The organism is bacterium (assembly GCA_024742285.1).
Lineage (GTDB): Bacteria > Myxococcota_A > UBA9160 > UBA9160 > UBA4427 > UBA4427.
This window is the reverse complement of sequence record JANSYR010000002.1, coordinates 421,353-438,920: the sequence shown is the minus strand read 5'-3', so window position 1 is coordinate 438,920 and position 17,568 is coordinate 421,353. Positions and strand designations below refer to the sequence as shown.

At 68.4% G+C, this 17,568-nt stretch carries 13 protein-coding genes; 6 read left to right on the top strand and 7 right to left on the bottom strand.

All coding sequences use genetic code 11. The annotated features are described in order from the left end of the window. Positions 1-15 precede the first annotated feature (15 nt). From NXI30_05775 to NXI30_05765, 3 genes are read right to left on the bottom strand one after another with little or no spacing between them, the layout of a single operon-like run. Positions 16-765 (bottom strand): SDR family oxidoreductase, encoded by a 750-nt coding sequence (locus NXI30_05775; GenBank protein MCR9093702.1) that lies wholly within the window; start codon positions 763-765, stop codon positions 16-18. Between the two features lie 2 nt (positions 766-767). Then, a complete protein-coding gene (locus NXI30_05770) occupies positions 768-2,471 on the bottom strand; it encodes a GMC family oxidoreductase (protein ID MCR9093701.1) in 1,704 nt (567 codons plus the stop codon). 3 nt (positions 2,472-2,474) lie between these two features. After that, positions 2,475-3,905 (bottom strand): SGNH/GDSL hydrolase family protein, encoded by a 1,431-nt coding sequence (locus NXI30_05765; GenBank protein MCR9093700.1) that lies wholly within the window; start codon positions 3,903-3,905, stop codon positions 2,475-2,477. Between the two features lie 262 nt (positions 3,906-4,167). On the opposite strand from NXI30_05765, the gene NXI30_05760 reads away from it, so the two are divergent. After that, positions 4,168-5,400, top strand: coding sequence for a metallophosphoesterase (locus tag NXI30_05760; protein ID MCR9093699.1), 1,233 nt, complete (start codon positions 4,168-4,170; stop codon positions 5,398-5,400). A gap of 42 nt (positions 5,401-5,442) precedes the next feature. Here NXI30_05760 and NXI30_05755 read toward each other — a convergent pair whose 3' ends face one another. Genes NXI30_05755 through NXI30_05740 form a run of 4 tightly spaced genes read right to left on the bottom strand, consistent with a single transcriptional unit; the run spans position 5,443 to position 8,623 of the window. After that, the gene (locus NXI30_05755) at positions 5,443-6,381 is read right to left on the bottom strand and encodes a class I SAM-dependent methyltransferase (GenBank protein MCR9093698.1); all 939 of its coding nucleotides are present in this window, start codon (positions 6,379-6,381) and stop codon (positions 5,443-5,445) included. Between the two features lie 39 nt (positions 6,382-6,420). Continuing rightward, a complete protein-coding gene (locus NXI30_05750; protein ID MCR9093697.1) occupies positions 6,421-6,915 on the bottom strand; it encodes a glucuronosyltransferase in 495 nt (164 codons plus the stop codon). Next, on the bottom strand, positions 6,912-7,355 hold the full coding sequence (locus NXI30_05745) for a UDP-N-acetylglucosamine transferase subunit ALG14 (protein ID MCR9093696.1): 444 nt from the start codon (positions 7,353-7,355) through the stop codon (positions 6,912-6,914). Before NXI30_05745 ends, NXI30_05750 begins: the two co-directional genes overlap by 4 nt. Beyond that, a complete protein-coding gene (locus NXI30_05740; GenBank protein MCR9093695.1) occupies positions 7,352-8,623 on the bottom strand; it encodes a hypothetical protein in 1,272 nt (423 codons plus the stop codon). The genes NXI30_05745 and NXI30_05740 overlap by 4 nt, the downstream gene beginning before the upstream one ends. 428 nt (positions 8,624-9,051) lie before the next feature. Here NXI30_05740 and NXI30_05735 point away from each other — a divergent pair, with 428 nt between their 5' ends. The 5 genes from NXI30_05735 to NXI30_05715 all read left to right on the top strand — a co-directional run bounded on the left by NXI30_05735 (position 9,052) and on the right by NXI30_05715 (position 17,541). Beyond that, the gene (locus tag NXI30_05735; GenBank protein MCR9093694.1) at positions 9,052-11,589 is read left to right on the top strand and encodes a PKD domain-containing protein; all 2,538 of its coding nucleotides are present in this window, start codon (positions 9,052-9,054) and stop codon (positions 11,587-11,589) included. Between the two features lie 410 nt (positions 11,590-11,999). Beyond that, positions 12,000-12,683, top strand: a complete 684-nt coding sequence (locus NXI30_05730; protein MCR9093693.1) for a DUF4956 domain-containing protein — start codon at positions 12,000-12,002, stop codon at positions 12,681-12,683. A gap of 103 nt (positions 12,684-12,786) precedes the next feature. Continuing rightward, positions 12,787-15,438: a hypothetical protein gene (locus tag NXI30_05725; GenBank protein MCR9093692.1), complete on the top strand. Its 2,652-nt coding sequence runs from the start codon at positions 12,787-12,789 to the stop codon at positions 15,436-15,438. A 4-nt stretch (positions 15,439-15,442) separates the two neighbouring features. Then, entirely contained in the window at positions 15,443-16,135 is a 693-nt protein-coding gene (locus NXI30_05720) for a VTC domain-containing protein (protein ID MCR9093691.1), read from the top strand. A 155-nt stretch (positions 16,136-16,290) separates the two neighbouring features. After that, a complete protein-coding gene (locus NXI30_05715; protein MCR9093690.1) occupies positions 16,291-17,541 on the top strand; it encodes an IPTL-CTERM sorting domain-containing protein in 1,251 nt (416 codons plus the stop codon). Positions 17,542-17,568 lie beyond the last annotated feature (27 nt).

Below are 17,568 nucleotides of genomic sequence, written 5' to 3'. Positions count from 1 at the left end.
CTCCGCAGTCCGTTCCTAGTCGCGCCCGAGCGCCCTGCCCAGCACGCGCTTCACCCGCGATCGCAGGCCGCCAGACCCTTCCGAGTAGACCTCGTCCTTCAGGAAGATCTCGCCATGCGGACCGCCGGCGGGCAGCGCGGCAACCGCGCGAGCGCGCGGATAGGCCGCATCCGGGTGCTCGCCGACGTCGCTCATCCGGGTCGTGAACTGGCCCGCCAGCAGCTCGTTCACGAGCACGTCGGGGTAGCGAGCCCGGTCGACCTCGATGGCGATCGATCGCGTCAGGACCGAGACCGCGGCTTTCGAGGTGGAGTACGCCGAGGCACCCGGGATCGGTCCCTTCCAGGCGAAGCTCCCCATGTTGATGACGCGTCCGTAGCCTCGCTCGAGCATCCCGGGCAAGGCCCGCCGGCAACAGAGGGCCATGCCGAAGACGTTCGTCTCGAAGGCCCCGACCCAATCGGCGTGATCGCTCTCGAGAAACGACTCGCGTGGATAGACGGCGGCGTTGTTCACGAGAACGTCGACGTGTCCCCCCTCTCGCTCCGCCTCGCCGAAGAGCGCTTCGATCACGTCGGGCTTCCCCACGTCGCCGACCACGAACTGCATGCGCCCGTCACACTGCCCCGCCGTCTCTTCGAGGTCGGCGGCCGTACGGCCGAGCCCCACGACCCGGGCGCCGTCCCGACTGAAGCCGATGGCCAGACTGCGACCGACGCCCCTGCCCGCTCCGGTCACGACCACCGTGCGTCCTTCGAACTGCATGTTCAGACCTCCTCCGCGCCGGCGTTCGCGCCGGCGTCGCCCAACCGCCCGTCGATGATGCGCGCGACGCGAAGCGCGTTCGCCGCGATCGTCAGGCTCGGGTTCACACCGCCACTGGACGGAAAGAACGACGCATCGACCACGTAGAGATTCTCGACCTCGTGCGCGCGATTCGTCGAATCGAGCACGCTCGTGCGAGGATCGTCACCGAAGCGACACGTCCCGCAGACGTGCCCGAAGTTCAGGTTCACCGGCCGACTCAACACCGTGACCCGACGACGACCGAGGGCCCGGATCAGACTGCGACGAAAGAGCGTGTTCCGCTCCATCAGCTCGTCGGGATAGGTGTACTCGTAGCGGATGCCGCTCGGCTGACTCGCGTCGGGCATCACGCGATTGTGGAGGTAGGGCAGGTCTTCGAGGATCGCGGAGAACACGACCGCGTTCCGGAAGAAGATCGCCCCGACCCGAGCGATCAGTCGCGCGACGATCGAGGGCACGATCCGGCGCAGCCAGGCGGGGCCCTTGTCGAGGGTGGTGCGCACGTGGGAGAAGACGGCCCCCGTGTCGACCCGAACGCCGAGGGACTGGAAGTTGCCCAGCTTGCGGCCCCCCGCGAAATAGAAGTCGTTGATCGAGATCGTCTTGGTGAAGCCGCCGCCCTCGGCGCGACCCTTCGGCCGGATCGCGACCATGTCGCCCGCGTGGAGCATCAGGTTCCGACCGACCCAGCCCGACCCGTTCGCGACGCCTTCGGGCCACGCCTCGCTCTTCGAGTTCATCAGCAGAACCGGCGACATCAGCGCGCCGGCCGCGAGAACGACGACCTTGGCGCGGAGCCGGACGTCGCGCCCCTGCCAGCGTCCGTGCACTTCGCGCACCGCCGTACGATCCGCGACGAGCCGCGTGACCTCGCACCCGGAGAGCAGCGTGGCGCCGTGCGTCTCGACCGCCGGAACCAGACAAACCCGCCCGGAATCCCCTTTGCACGCCCGCACGCAGAGTCGTCCCCCGCAGCCGTCGCATCCGGGCTTGAAGGCGCAGCCGATGTGGCTGCGATAGGGGTGGAGGCCGTTCTGCTCGAAGAGCGCGTGAATCGAGCGGTCCTGTTCGTTCATCGGCGGCGGCTCCGGAAGCGGCGCCTCGCCGTCGCTCAACGGATCGGGCGTCCCGTGCACCTCGTAGAGCCGTTCGACTTCCTCGTAGAGCGGCGCGAACGTGTTCCATCCCACCGGCCACGCCTCGGGCAGCGTCGTCTCCGCTACCTCCGGAAAATTCTCCCGCGGACGGAAGTCCCGCGGATGGAAGCGCTCGAGCGTCGCTCCGTAGAGGACCGACGATCCCCCCGTCCCGCAGCCCAGGGGCGCGAAGAAGTCCGCTTCCCCGTCGTCGAGGAGGTGTCGGACGGGCGCCCAACCGGTGCCCGGCGCTCGGCCCTCCACATCGGTGCGGCCGCTGATCGGATGGGGCCACCAGCCACGACGCAGTCGCTCGTCCGGGTCGACGCTGAGCTCACCGAGCTCGCCCTGCTCCGCTTCCGGATCCTTCTGGAGGTAGCGCCCCTTCTCGACGAAGAGGACGCGCCGGCCGCGACGCGCCAGCTCGTAGCCGAGGGTCGCCCCCCCGACTCCGGTTCCGATCACCACGGCATCCCACTCGATCGCGTCGGGATCGAGCTGGCTCGGATCGGCGTGTCCACCCGCCATCGACTAGGGCCGCTCCGCGACGGCGTCGGCGTCGGCGCGGGCGGCCGACACGAGCTCTCTTTCCATCAGGAAGTCGGCGACCCACTCCGCCGCCAGTCGCTGGCCGCGGTCGTTCCAGTGGTCGTCGAAGCCGCCGAAGTACACCTCTTCCGAACCGAGCGCCCGATAGCCCTCGAAGAGCTCGACGAAGGGCATCCCGCGGCGATCGGCGATCCGTTCGAGGATCCCGACCAGGGCGCGGGGTCGATAGTACGGATACCGATCGCGATCGACCTCCCCGGTCGGGTGGCCTCCGACGTCGATCGGGTGGGGGATGGGTATCAGGACGATCGGCACGCCGCGCTCGGCGGCGATCGACTGCATTCGCCCGAGGACCTCGTCCATCAATCGGACCTTGTAGCGGGCGGAGGCGCTGTCCGGAGTGAGGCTGACGTCCGCGTCGTAGGTGTCTTCGGCGAGCGCGTGCACCACGTGGTCGCCGCGGACGATGTACTCGTCGAACTCACGCGCGCGATCTTCCAGGAAGCGATCCATCCGCTCCCGCGGCGTCATCGCCACCATCGCATCGGTTTCATCTCCTCCCACTCCGAGCCTGGGAAGGAGTGCGCGCACGGCGTCTCGCACGACGCGCTTCAGGATCAGTTCGCGACGGCGAAGCGTGAAACCACGTCGCTGCTCCGGCCCGATCGTGAAGTCCGTCTCGAGCAGACGCCCCGCGTCGTCGAGGCGATAGAGCTTGTTGCGGATCGTGTCGCCGAAATCGTTGCCCGCGAAGATCGCGATCAGGATCAGATCCGGATCGAGCAGGGCCACGTCGCCTTCCATCTTCCGCAGCGTCTGACCCGGGCCGTAGCCCGCAACGCCCGCGTTCACGACTTCCACACCGTCGCCCAGTCGCGCCGAGAGCTCGTCCTCCAGCCGCTCGGCGAAGGTGTCTTCCAGCGCAGAGAACGCCCCCTGGACGAAGGAATCGCCGAAGACGGCCACACGAAGCCGGGGGTCGGCTTCCAGCTCCTCCCCACGGAACCCATCGCTGTTGACGCGATACCGGATCCGCTCGCCGCCGTTGGTCGCCTCGTGCTGGAAGTCGTGCACCGCACCCGGGGTGAGCCGGTAGAGCAGCGCCTCGTCGAGATGATAGGGCCGCTGGTAGCGTGCCGAGTAGAGCACGCGGACCGCGATCTCGCCGAAGCTCAGCACGAACGCACTCGAGAGCACCAGCGCGAGGATCCGCGCATTCCATCCGGCGGACGCGAAGCTCGAGGCGACGACGAAGACGCCGATGGCGGCGACGACGCCCTGGGCCAGACCGAAGCCCGGCCTTCCACCGATGAGCGGGTCGTCCGAGATCGCCCACAACACGAGCGCGGCGCCGAGAACGCGCGAGAGCCAGCGCGCCACGTCGCCGAGTCGGGAATCGCCTTCGCCGCTCAATCTCTCCCCCTCCAAGGTCCCATTGGCGCTCGGAACGTATCACTCCCGAGAACCCCGTGTGGCGTGAATACCCCACTCGGCCCGTGCCGCCGCCGAGACCGGTCTTCTCTTCGGTCGTCGCGCTGCGCGGCCTGCGGATTATCTCCCGCGCCTCCGGTCGGGATCGACTCAAGATGCAAATTCGTGAGGCCGATCACGGGCGAAATCCTGGGGTCACCGAATCATGTGGGGCACTCGGATTCGGGGGGATGAGGGAATGATCATGGATCGAAGGGCCATCGCGTGGTGCGCCCTGGCAGCGTCGCTCGTCGTCATGGGACTCGCGCCCGAGAGCGCCCGAGCCCAGGCGGACTACCGCACGGTCGTGATCTTCGGCGACACCCAGACCGCCATCAACGGCGACCCCGACCAGTACTCCGATTTCTCGGCGATGGTCAACTGGGTGATCGCGAACAAGCACACCGAGAACATCGATCTCGTCATGCACGTGGGCGACATCGTCAACCTCGGCAGCTTCCTTCCCGTCCCGCCGAGCTGCAGCGGTCAGCCCGCCGTCAGCATGGGCTACTGCCTGAGCCAGCCCATCTGCTCCCCGGCTCCGGCCGGCTGCTACGCCGCACCGGCCGGCGGCGGCGGGACCGACTGCATCTCGTGTTCGTTCCCGACGACATACACGCCGCCCGAATGGGAGCGCTTCGTCGACCAGTGGTCCCGCTTCGACCCCGACCCGGCGGTCGGTTGGTTGGGCATCCCGACGGCGATCGTGCGCGGCAACCACGACAACGTGGGGGTCGACCCCTCTACCGAGCTCGATGTCCGGGGCTTCAACTACTACTACAGCGAAGCGAACATGGAGGCGCTCGAGACGGCGTTCGCCGGTTCCGACCGCTACTACGAGCACCTCGAGACCTACCCGCACGAGAACCAGGATGGCCACGCCTGGCGCTTCCGCATCGGCGATCGGCCGGTGCTCGTCGTGGGGCCGTCCTACGAGGGCGGCTTCGGCACGAGCCAGCAGCAGATCGACTGGGCGATCGACGTCTTCGGGCAGTACCCGAACGTGCCGGGCATCCTGCTGATCCACGACATGATGCAGTACTCGCAGGTCTACCACGAGATCGTGCGCGAGGCGCCCACCGTCGCCCCCCAGCTCTTCCTCGGCGCACAGGGCCACATCGTCCAGGACATGAAGTTCATCGACGAGTTCGAGGGACAGAAGATCCTGCGGACGGTGAGCGACTGGTCGCGCACGCCGTCTCCGGGCGGCGCCTACCTCACGCTGATCCGCTTCTACTTCGAGCCGGGGCAGCCCGACGAGATCGAAGCCTTCACCTACTCGCCGGTGCTCGACGTCGTCGTCCCCGACGCGGACAAGACGATCGTGCGCCAGGAGTTCCCGGTCCCCGAGCCCTCGGCCTGGTCGCTCCAGGCCTTCGGCGTCGGCGCGATGGTCTGGTTCGAGCGCTGGCGGCGGCGCCTCACGCGCGAAGACTAGTCGGCGCCTCGCAAGCGGGGGGCGTCGGCGACCGCGCGCGGCTCAGTCGACTCGCTTGCGTGCGATGAACGACAGCGAGCCCGCCCGCTCCGCACGACGCGCGGCGAGGTCCAGCGGCGGCTTCCCCGCCAGCGGCCGCATCGCGCGCGAAGCGGTCACGAAGGTCCAGTCGAGGACCCGGAGCAGCGCACTTGCGGTCATCCGCCACGGCGTCCCCGGCCCCTCTCCGAAGGCCATCTCGGGGATCGACTCGGTGTAGAGCCAGTCGGGCCAGATCCGCTCGACCTCGAAGCCCGCCATGTGGAACGTCCAGAGCAAGCCGCCATGGGTCATGTGGTGGAAGCTCGCGAGGTCGTGAAACCCGTAGACGAACGCCGCCGTGCCGAAGAAGACACCACCCGGTCGAAGGATGCGATGGGCTTCGAGCGCCGCCTGGAGCGGCGAGACGAGGTGTTCGTAGACCGCCATCGACGTGTAGAGATCGAAGGAGCCGGAATCGAAGGGCAGATTGTGTGCGTCCGACAGGAGATGCGGCCCGCGACCGCGATGGTCGACGTCGGTTCCGACGTAGTTGAAGCCCCGCCGCGCGAAGTAGGCCTCGCATTGACGCTGCCCACAGCCGACCTCGAGGATCCAGCGGCCATCGCCTTCGTCTCCCGGCACCGAAGCCAGCTGCGCGTCCAGGTGATAAGGAAGATCCGGCGCCGAGTGCGCGGGCGGCGGCTCGAGGCTCAGCGTCTCGAGGTCGGCCCACGGCTCGTACCAGGGCAGATCGACGGTCAATCGCTCCGGTGGCGTACGGAGATCCGGCACCCCATCGACGATCGGATAGGACGCCGCGTCTCCGGAGGCCCCTCCGGCGCTGCGAAGGAAGTCGCCGTCTCGTCGGAGCGCCGTTCCGGTCTTCGGGCATCGAAGCCGATCCAGAATGTCCTCGATCTCGAGCGCACCCGCCTCCGGCGCGTCCCCTTCTTCCGACATACTCACTCCCTCAACAGCGCGCCGCAGTCGCGGCGCGCTCTAGTCTTTCGGACGCGGCTCGGCCGAGATGAAGCTGGAGATCTTCTCGATCAGACTGTCCGACGCGTAGTCGCCGAGCTCCTCCCGAGGACGGAACGACTCGAAGTCCTCGAGCGCCGCGGCGAAACCAACGTCGTCGTACGCCGCCATCAGCAGCCCTCGCGACTCGAAGTAGCGCGCCGTGCCGACCTGGTGGTCGTTTCGCGTCTCGTCGTTCTTCGCGAGTCGGGGCAGCACGAGCATGGGTTTACCGAGCAACAGTCCCTGGATGATCGTGCCGGTGCCGGCATGGGAGATGATCGCACTCGCGCCCTCGAGTCGCTCCCGGTACTCGTCGGGGGACAGCCAGGGTCGACACTCGAACTGGGCCGAGCGAAACGTGGACTCGCCCACCTGCGCGAAGAGATCGTCCCGCCCGTGATCGATGCTCCAGCGATCGATCAGTTGCAGCATCCGATCGAACGGCATCTGGTGGCCGACGGTGACGAAGATCATATGACCTTTCCGTGGTAGACCGGTCCCGACTCGGCGGCCAGTTCGGGCCATTGCGTCAGCCAGAGGTCCGCGTGCGCCCCGGCCATCTGGCCCGAGCGGGAGAGCACGTCGACGTTCGCCAGACTATCGAGCCAGATCGTGCGCGCGCCCAGGAGACGACCGAGTCGCAGGGCGAAGAATCCCGGCGCGGCGCCGGTGGAGATCACGACGTCGGGACGAACGCGCAGGACGACCCACACGATCTGGAGCGCCTGGATCACGAGGGCCACGCGCTGCCACTGCGTCGCGTCGCGCACCACGCTGAAGCCCGAGCCGCGCACGTCTTCGCGATACTCTTCCTGCACCGTCACGTAGTGGACGCTGTGGTCGCCGAAGGCGGGCCGAAGGCGCAGCAGCTCGATCCAGTGACCGCCGCCGCTCGCGACCGCGAGAATCTTCACGAGGCAGGCCTCCCCTCTCCTTCGCCAGCATCCGATCGCGTGCCGCGGATCGCGTGTCGCAGGCGGGCTCCGCCCCAGAGCGCAAAGCCGGCCACCGACAGCCAGGTCACCCAGAGTCGAAGCGCGGTCCGATCGGGTACCGCCCCTTCGCAGATCGCCGGCTGCGGCCGGACGACCAGCCGCCAGAGACGCTCGAGCGGCGCGAAGCGATCGAGCGAAGCCCTCAAGTAGACCAGCGACGCGGCGGGGTTGAGAAACGTCTCCATCGCGCCCGCGCGACGCGCCCAGGGCACGTCCTCGACCTCTCCCGCGGCAATGCGCCGAAGGGTGAGATCCGCGGTCGCGCGCCGCCGGATCCGGTCGAGCAGCTCGTCGGCCGCGAGCATGTGCTCGTCGGCCGCCCGCACCCCCGCGACCCCGAGTTGGAGGTCGACGTAGATCCATCGCTCCTCCTCGGCCACGAAGGTCTCCACGAACGAGTGCGCGCCGACGGCCACGTCCCCCAGCTCACCGGTAACGTCGACCAGACGGGTCGGCAAGCCGGCGACGTTCGCCATGAACGCGAAGATCTCGGCGTGATTCGCACAGTAGACCTCGGAGCGGCCAGCGAGCGCCTCGCGGTACTGCTCGAGGCCGTTCAACCGCGCCATCCGGGGGGTCGGCGCGCCGCGATGGGGCTCGAGCTGCTGGTGGAGGAAAGCGGCGAGGCGCTCGACGCGCGCCCGATCGCTCGCGAGCGAGTCGAGCGAGAGCGGAGCCAGGAGGGCGCGGGCTTCGGACACGTCGGCCGGCGCGTGGCGCTCGGACGAGAGAACGAAATCCGAGCGGGAGAAGCGCGGCGCGGCGGCGACCGGCATCGACGGGAACGTCACGAGCGGAGCGGGTTGCCCAGGGGCCCACTGCGTTCGGACGTCGAGCACGCGGCCGGTCGACACCCCCGACAGACGGCTGCCTTCGACGCCCGGGCGAAGCTGGATCGTCGGCGAGGCGCCGTTCAGCACGCGGGCAGCGCCCGCCGCGGCGTGCACGCGCCAACCCGCCTCCGCCACGCCGGCGAGCTCGATCGTCAGCCGGCCGTCGGACTCGAAGGTGACCCCGGCGACGCGCGGCGTCTCGGCGAGGACGTAGAAGTCACTCCCGGGCAGGCATCGCACGAAGAAGCCCTGGTGACGCTGCATCGTCATCCAGACCGCTCCGGCGGCCAGCGCGACCGAGACGAGAATCCAGGCCGGCTCGCTCCCAAAGCAGGCGAGTCGCTCGAGTCGCAAGTGCTCCCTCTCCTGCCCTGCGCGTGTCCCGTCGCCCCGGGACGCGCTGCCCCCTGGCGGCGAACCGCCGAAACCATATCCCGGGCGTGCGAACCTCGCCCCGACTCTCGAAATGATGCCCAAACCCCACGAATCGATCTCGTACGGCGATCTCGCGAGTTCGACCGCGGTGACTCTCGTCACCGCGAAAAGCCGCGCGCGCGTCGATATCACTCCCGATGAATCGGGCTGGCACCGCCCCTTCCTATCGGACGCTGCCCGCCTCAGGTGACCCACAATCGCAGGGGAACGCCGGCAAGGGGCTGGCCGACCCGATCGAAGACGAACTCGACGCTGCCCGGGAGTCGCGGCCACCTGCCGCCGAGCGGCCCCGATCGACACCGCAACATCCCCGACGGACCGTCGCGGATGCACCAGGAGAACGTGACATGTCCCACCATCGGACGACGGGCCGATCGACGAGGGCTCTCCTCGCATTCCTCGGAGCGTTGCTCGTGCCCATGGTGGCCAGCGCGGCACCGCCGCAGGCGACGTTCACGACGAACGCCTTCGGCGTCGGCGACGATGCGAACGGCCAGGAATGCGTCGCGCCCTGCTTCGTCTTCGTGGATGCCCAGGGGACCTCGGATGCCGAGTCGGTGCGCGAGTTCCACGAGCTCGACTACCGGTGGGACTTCGGTGACGCCGGCAGCGGCCTCTTGCGCACCGGTCGGCCGGCCAACACCACACGCGGCCCGATCGCGGGCCACATGTACGAGACGCCCGGGAGCTACACGATCAGCCTCGAGGTCACCGACCCCGATGGCGAGTTCTCGTCGACCACGCGCAACGTCACGGTCGTCGACCCGCTCACGCATTTCGCCGGGAGCACCTACTGCCTGAGCCGCGGCAGCAGCTTCGGCGCCTGGTGCCCGGCCGGCGCGACCCGGCTCGGCAATCAGGGAAGCCTGAACAGCGCGCTCACGGCGACGCCGCGCGCGGACGAGCGCAAGGTCTGGGTGGTTCTGGCCTGCGGCGAGTCCTGGACGATGGATTCCGCGGTGACCCTCGCCCGGGGCAGCGGCGCGGGCCTGGTCAGCGCGCGGGACGACGCGGGCAACACCTGTAGCGATCGCCCGCTGGTGGACTACGCCGGCAACCGGCTCGGCGGCTTCGCGGGCACCTCGGGCTGGACCGTTTCCGGCCTGTCGATGCAGGGCCCCGGCACCGAGAGCGGCTTCGAGGCGGCGTTCAACGTCGCCGGATCCAACGGACTCGTCGTCCACCGGGTGCGTGTGACCGAGGCCTCGGGCAGCACGGTCAAAATCGCCGGTACGCCGGCCAGTCGACTGGCCGTCTGGGGGTCGGACCTCGAGATGAGCCCCGACGGCGACGAGACCGGCTCGAACATGTTCTGGGCGGGCGATCGCCTGGTCGTGATGAACTCGCTGATCGACAATCACGAGAAGGCCGAGTTCAACATGCGCTTCATGGGCGCGCGGAACGTCCTGCTCTCCGACAGCGAGTGGCGCCGACCGGGTCTCCAGTCCATGCGCAACGCGATCCAGATTCGCGGAACGGACCCGGAGACGACGGCGAGCGGCTGGGCCGTCCTCCGCCGCAATCTCTTCGTGAGCCACGGCAACTCGTTCGCGCCCTTCCTCCGCTTCTGTCGGGACGCGGGCTGTCACAACGAGGGTCCGAACGGCTTCTCGTCGATGGAGAACATCATCGTCGAGAGCAACCACATGCGATACGACCGGCCCTCCATCGAGACGCCGCACTTCGGCCTGGTGACGATCCAGGCGGGTGAAGTCACCGTCCGGAACAACACGGTGGATCTGCGTGGGCAGGACTCGCCGAACCTCGATGCCGTGCTCTGCAACGTGCCGAACGAGCCGCGCGGAGGCGGCTCCTACGACAACGTGCACTGCTTCAACAACACGATCTTCTCGAGCGAGCCCTCGGCGACGGGCGTGACCCTGTGCAGCGCCCAGGTCGGCAGCGGGCACCGTTGCTACAACAACCTGGTCTACGCGCCGAACCACAGCGGTGGCTACGTCCAGGCGAGCGGCAACTGGCAGAGCGGCGGCAACGTGAACGCCGGCTCGAGCCCGTTCGCCTTCGGCGCCGCCCCCGGCCCCCGCTTCGAGAGCACCGGAGCCGAATTCGCGCTCGCCGTCGGCGACGCGCAGGCAGCGAATCGCGGACTCGTCGTTTCGGACAGGTTCGCGAACGCGCTGATCGCCGACTGGGACGAGTCGTGTCGCCAGGGGACCGTCGACGTCGGCGCCTTCGAGCGTGGCAGCGCCGAAGCGAGCTGTGGCAGCGGAGGTGCGCCGGTCGCCTATCCGGCGCCGGTCCTGCTCGCCGCCGCACCGGCACCCCCGCCTGAGCCGGAACCCGAGCCGGAGCCCGAGCCGGAACCTGAACCCGAGCCGGAACCGGAGCCGGAGCCGGAGCCGGAGCCGGAGCCGGAACCCGAGCCTGAACCGGAACCCGAGCCCGAGCCGGAACCCGAGCCCGAGCCGGAACCCGAGCCCGAGCCGGAACCCGAGCCCGAACCGGAGCCCGAGCCCGAACCGGAGCCCACCCCGCCGCCGTCCGGCGGAGCCTGCTCGGTCCAGCCGAACCTGGCGCTCACGCCGGTCGCCGGCGCGCCGTTCAGGGCCTGTGGATACGCAGACTCCACGCAGATCCCGAACCCGACGCGCATGCGCCACGGACTGCAGTCGATGTCGGGCCAGACGACCTGCATCACCGCCGACTTCGTGCCCGCCGCGTGGGCCTTCCCGACGCTCCCGGACGTCGAGGTCCACAACAGCGATCAGGTCTACCACAACAACGCGACCTTCCCGGGTGACGTGATCTTCACGGGTCAGCGGGTCGTGTGGATCGACACGAACGGCGGCGGAATGCTCGGCAACCCGGTGTGCGGCCCCGGCGCGCGCCACGTCGAATACAACGGCAGCTGCATCTGCCCCTGATCGGAGCCTCCCGAGGGACCGCGGCGACATGAATTCGCCGCGGTCTCTCGCCCGCTCCGGCCGCCTCTCGCGCGCGCCCTTTCGCCGACTCCACCCTAAAGGTGCCTGCGGCGCCATCCGATCCGTCTAGGGCTCAGGCGTACGATTCCGACACCCGTCGGAACGTCGCTGGCGAGTCGGAACGGATCGGTTCGATGCGGGTCGACTGCCACGCACTTGCTCTCGAGTGTGGGCAGTGGCCACCCTCGATCGATTGGTGCAATCCCACCCCGTCCCCTTCTCGCTGCGAGCGGTCACTCAGTCGAGATCGGAGCGCACACGACGAGTCTCCTTCGTCCGCCCACGCGCTCCCTTTCGATGAAAAGCTGTGACATCTTCGCGAACGAACGTGAGAAGGGACGGGTCAAGGAATGCAAGGTCTAACCGCGGAGCTGAGTTCCGGCGCTCCGCTCTCGATGCCGTCACTCGTGATCGCGTTGGCCCTCGGCCTGATCCTGGCGGTGGCGTTGCGCTGGCATTTCGAGCGCTTCGGGTCGACGCTGTCCAACCGAACGGAGTTCGCCCAGGTCTTCCCCTTCATCACGATGACCACGATCCTGATCATCACGGTCGTGAAGTCGTCCCTCGCTCTCTCGCTCGGTCTCGTCGGCGCGCTCTCGATCGTCCGATTCCGAACCCCGATCAAGGAGCCCGAAGAGCTCGCCTACCTCTTCATGGCGATCGCGATCGGACTGGGCCTCGGGGCCGACCAGCTCGTGCCCACGGTGGTCTCCGCCGTGATCATCCTGACCGCCGTAGCCGTGCTCCGCTGGCGACGCGAGGGAATGGAGCCCAAGAACCTCTACCTGTCGATCGATTGCCCCGTCGGCGAGGGACAGCAGAACCCCTTGAACGGGATCGAAGAGACCTTCCGTCCCTTCGTCTCCTCCGGCGACCTCCGCCGCATCGACCAACGACACGGCAGTCTCGAGGCGACCTATTGGGTCGACATGCAGGACTCGACGCGCCTCGCAGAGATGATCGATGCGCTCGAGACCGCCTACCCGGGCATCGGCGTGACGTTCATCGACCAGCAGCGCGTCCCGGCCGTATGAACCCGCGGGATCACGAGCCCCGCGCCCGCCGGCGCATGGCTCACCCCGATCGCGGAACCTCCGCGATCCGCCCGCCCCTCTCCGCCTAGAGGCCTCCGCTGCCATGAGAGTCTCGAAGATCGAACCCCGACGACGCCGAGCCCGGCGCTCACGCGCCTCCCTCGCGCTGCGCCTGATGGTCGCGGCCGCTCTGTTGGCGGCCTACTCCGCCGCGCTCATCCTGTTCGGGATGTTCGTGTTCCGTGCGTTCCAGCCGCGCAACGCCCCGGATCTCCAGACCGTGGCCGTGCGCGAGCTCCCGGCGCGCATGCTGTCGATCGGACGCAACCATCTCCGGGCGAGCCTCGACGGCGAGACGTTCGAACGACTCCACCTCGACATCAAGTTCAAGCACCTCGAGAAGCTCCGCGCCAAGCGCGCCGAGGCGATGGCCACCGGGGTTCTCATGGCCGCCGACGACGACCTGGTCCCGGCCGAGATCCGCCACGGCGACCGCACGATCCGCACCCGGATTCGGCTCAAGGGCGACGCCCTCGATCATCTCCACGGCGACAAATGGTCGTTCCGGGTCGCGGTCCGCGGAAGCGACCAGCTCTTCGGCATGCGCCGCTTCTCGCTCCAGTCGCCGAGCGTGCGCGACTATCAGGCGGAGCCCGTCTTCCTCGAACACCTCCGAAGCGAGGGCATCCTCACCCCGCGCTACCGCTTCGTGAACCTCTCCGTCAACGGCAAGGACATCGGCGTGATGGCCGTCGAGGAGCACTTCTCGAAGGAGCTGCTCGAGTCCCAGCGTCGGCGCGAAGGCGTGATCTTCCGGTTCGACGAGAGTGACTTCTGGCGCAATCTCCAGCTGAACGGGAGCTTCGGCCCCTACGGCAATCCGCACGTGTCACGGCTCAAGCCGTTCCGGAGCGGAAAGGTCGCGAAGTCCCCGGGGCTCAGCGCCGACTACGCAGCCGCCGTGGGGCTCATGCGTGGATTCCTGGCCGGCGCGCTCCGGCCCGACGAAGTCTTCAACGTCGAAGCGATGGCCCGCTTCATGGCGGTCTGCGAGGTGTGGCGCACCTATCATCCTCTCGCCTGGCACAACATGCGGTACTACTACAACCCGCTGACCGCCCGGATCGAGCCGATCGGCTTCGACGGCAACGTGCAGGGCGCCCCGGGCGAGCCCGGGCTGGTCTCCAGTCGTGGCGGCTTCACGCCGCTGCTCCTCGCGGACGACGAATTCCGCGCGGTCTACGTACGCGAGCTCCGTCGGATCGCGGGCGACATGGCCTCCGGAGACCTCCCCGCTCGGGCACGCGCCCGCGAAGCCGAGATTGTGCCGCGCCTCCAGGAGGGGCTGAGCTTCATCGAGCCTCTCCACCTCGACGCCCTCGCCCGCCGCGCCGAGCGTCTCGCCTCGATCGATCTCGAGCGCTTCGACCACTTCCTGCCGCCGCTCGGCGATCCGCTCATGCAGTATCCGGTTCCGCTCCAGGCGAGTCTCTGCATGGACTGCGACACGCCCCGGATCGAGCTCACCAACGTGCTCCCGGTCGGGGTGGACGTGCTCGGCCTGTCGGTCGAAGAAGCCGACGACGCCGACGGAGCCTCTCAGGCCGACGAGGCGGTTGCCGATTCGCTCGACTGGCCGATCGAGGTGCCCGCGACCCCCGCCTTCGGCGAACCGACCCTCGTCTCGATCGCCCTGCCGGCAGACACCGATCGGGTCGCCTTCGCAGCGACGCTCGAGGTACGCGTCCGAGGCCAGTCCCAGCGACACGAGATTCCCGTGATGCGCTCGTGGTCCGCCGCGAGCCGCTCCCCGATCCCGATCTCGACCCTCGAAGAGACCCTCGAGAAGCACCCCTTCCTCTCTCCGTCGGCCGACGGCACGTCGCTCGTTTCGAAGCCCGGACGCTTCGAGGTCGACGGCTCCCTCGTACTGCCCGAGGGCCTCGGTCTCCACCTGACCGCCGGGACCGAGCTTCGATTCGGGACCGACGCGATCGCGGTGACGTCCGGACCGCTGCGATTCGAGGGCACCCCCGACGCGCCGGTTCGCCTCGGACCCGTAGACGGCGTCGACGCCTGGGGCGGACTCGTCAGTCTTCGCTCGGATCGACCGCACTACTGGCGTCATGTCATCGTGGAGCGGACGTCCGGCATCCAGCGAGCGGGCTGGCGTCTGACCGGCGGCGTCACCATCCGTACGGGCCAGGTCGACATGGCAAGGTCGCGCTTCGAAGGGCACCGCGGAGAGGACGCGCTCAATCTGATCCGCTCGCAGTTCGTCCTCGACTCGGTCGACTTCCACGACACGCCTTCGGACGCGCTCGATGCCGATTTCTCCGACGGCGAGATCCGCGGGGGCCGGTACACGAAGATCGGGGGCGACGGGATCGACGTGAGCGGTGCGAAGATCACCGTCGACGGCGCCGTGCTCGAGGACATCGAAGACAAGGCGATCTCGGTCGGCGAGGCCAGCGACCTCATCGCACGAAACGTCCAGGCGCGAAGGGTCGGATCGGGCGCGGCGAGCAAGGACGCTTCGCGGCTGCTGTTCGAGGACTCGCTGGTCGAGGACGCCGCGACGGCCGGGGTCTCGGTCTACACGAAGAAGCCCGAGTACGGACCCGCGCAGGCCACCCTCGAGCGGGTCGAGATGCGCAACGTCGCCACCGAGGCCCTGGTCCAGGAAGGCAGCGCAGCGACGCTGGACGGCGTCGAGGCAGCGGTGATCCCCTTCGACACGGACATCCTCTACTAGCGCCATGGACGACCAGCTCCTCGCAGGCACCGAGCGTTTCGAGGTCAAGTTCCTGGGCCAGGCCAGCGCACAGGACGTGATCGAGACCTGGATCCGGGAGCACGCGGCCGGCTTCGTCCGCCCCTACCCGCCGCGCTTCGTGAACAGCACCTACTTCGACACGTACGACCTCGGCGCCTTCGAAGAGAACCTGGTCGGCGCCAGCGCGCGAGAGAAGGTGCGACTGCGCTGGTACGGGCGCGAGCCCGAGTCGGATCGCTCCACGCTCGAAGTCAAGCTGCGACGCAACAAGCTCGGTTGGAAGCTCTCCTATCCCGTCGTCGGCGTACCACGCCACGACGTGCCCTGGCAGACCCTCCGGGCCGACCTCCGACGACAGCTCCCCGACGATGCACGCGTTCGCTTCGATCTGAATCCGGCGGTCGCGCTCGTGAACCAGTACTACCGGCACTACTTCGTCTCGGGAGACGGGCGGGTCCGACTCACCGTCGACACCGACCTCAAGGCCTTCGACCAGCGCTTCGGTCGCACTCCGCGTCTCGAACGCTCGATCGACATGCCCGCGATTCTGGTGGTCGAGTTCAAGTTCGCGCCCGAGGATCGCGCGGCGGCGATGAAGATGGTCCAGGGCATTCCCCTTCGAGTCAGTCGCAGCTCGAAGTACGCCATCGCCTGCGCCCTGATCGCATCGGGCTGATCGCTCCGGGCCGGCGACCGCTCCCCGGAGGGCCGATCTCGCGTGCGCAAATCGATGCCGCGAGGCCGACGTCCGCGGGATCGGTGACACCCTGCCCCCCCTGGCGGGTACATCCCTACGAACGCCCCTGAACCACTACGGCGAGAGACAGATCCTTGAGAGCCGACTTCCGACCGCACGCCTCCTGCCGAGCCATCCCCTTCTGGCTCGCCTGTGCCCTTTCGCTCGCAGTGGCGGGCGCAGCCAATGCGCAGCTCACTTCCTATGCGACCAGCGCGACGGACATCGCCGGTTCGACGGGCGCCCCCGCGGTCGCCCTCGGCGTCCCGGACTATCGCTTCGTGAACGATTCCGGTCTGGGCTTCGGCGGGACCAGCACCGACGTGTTCGACCCGGGCGAGACCGTCGAGCTCGCCTTTCCGACTCCGCTCCGAAACAACGCGCTCCAGGACGATCTGCTCGTCTCTGCGTTCGTCGGCGGCCTCGGGGCGACCGACAACGCCACCGTGCAGGTCGAGGCGAGCACGGACGGAGTGGGCTTCACCATCATCGATACGTTCGACACCCAGGACGCCCGCAGCGTCCCGCCGCCGGATCAGTGGGAGAACGACTTCGAGGCCGTCAAGCATTTCTCGATCGACTTCGGTGCCCTCGACGGCGTGACCCACATCCGGCTGACGAATCTCGGCGGAACGAGCGAGGGGCTTCGACTGGATGCCGTCGAAGGGCTCTACCCCACCGTCGCCTCGGACCGCGCCTTCGAGGTACGCATTTCGCGTGTCCGCGAGGAGATCGCTCGCCGCTTCACGATCCGGATCAAGAACACGAGCCAGCCCGGCGGCGTCGCGATTCGCGAGTGGATCATGGACCGCACGGCCTCGACGGCCGCCCTGCAGCAGACGGGCTGGACGATCGACGGCGAGGACGGCCAGTTCATCTGCGTCGAGAACTGCATCCCCGACAACCACCCGACCTTGATCCCCTTCTCGCGGCACGTCTGGTCGGTCGACGGCTCGACGGAAGCGCCCGTCGGCGTCGGGCTCGAACCGGGACTCCAGGCCGAGCAGCCGCGTTCGATCAGCTTCGACACGGACAACGGAGCGACCTACCTCGAGAACTTCCGCTTCACCGTGGTCTTCACCGACGGATTCGCCCACACGTTCGAATACGAAGAGGACGTGCTGAAGGAGATCGGGAGCCTCTACCAGAAGTATCTCTACTTCAGCAGCACGCCTGCGCAGTCGTGGAATCGGCCCGTCGACTTCTACGAGTTCGCCCAGCTCGCGCCGTCGCCGGCGGTCCCGTCGATGTCGCCTTCGATGCTGCTCGTGCTCTCGCTGCTCGCCGCCGGCGCGGGAGCGACCCAGCTGCGCCGCAGGCACGCGTCCGACGCATCGGAAGCCTAGCGACCGGCTTCCCGCGCACGGGACCCG

What these genes read in the sequence shown, in the direction of transcription:
- NXI30_05775 (MCR9093702.1), bottom strand. Translation starts at nt 765, where the DNA reads ATGCAGTTCGAAGGACGCACGGTGGTCGTGACCGGAGCGGGCAGGGGC.
- NXI30_05770 (MCR9093701.1), bottom strand. Translation starts at nt 2,471, where the DNA reads ATGGCGGGTGGACACGCCGATCCGAGCCAGCTCGATCCCGACGCGATC.
- NXI30_05725 (MCR9093692.1), top strand. Translation starts at nt 12,787, where the DNA reads ATGAGAGTCTCGAAGATCGAACCCCGACGACGCCGAGCCCGGCGCTCA.
- NXI30_05720 (MCR9093691.1), top strand. Translation starts at nt 15,443, where the DNA reads ATGGACGACCAGCTCCTCGCAGGCACCGAGCGTTTCGAGGTCAAGTTC.
- NXI30_05730 (MCR9093693.1), top strand. Translation starts at nt 12,000, where the DNA reads ATGCAAGGTCTAACCGCGGAGCTGAGTTCCGGCGCTCCGCTCTCGATG.
- NXI30_05760 (MCR9093699.1), top strand. Translation starts at nt 4,168, where the DNA reads ATGGATCGAAGGGCCATCGCGTGGTGCGCCCTGGCAGCGTCGCTCGTC.
- NXI30_05735 (MCR9093694.1), top strand. Translation starts at nt 9,052, where the DNA reads ATGTCCCACCATCGGACGACGGGCCGATCGACGAGGGCTCTCCTCGCA.
- NXI30_05750 (MCR9093697.1), bottom strand. Translation starts at nt 6,915, where the DNA reads ATGATCTTCGTCACCGTCGGCCACCAGATGCCGTTCGATCGGATGCTG.
- NXI30_05755 (MCR9093698.1), bottom strand. Translation starts at nt 6,381, where the DNA reads ATGTCGGAAGAAGGGGACGCGCCGGAGGCGGGTGCGCTCGAGATCGAG.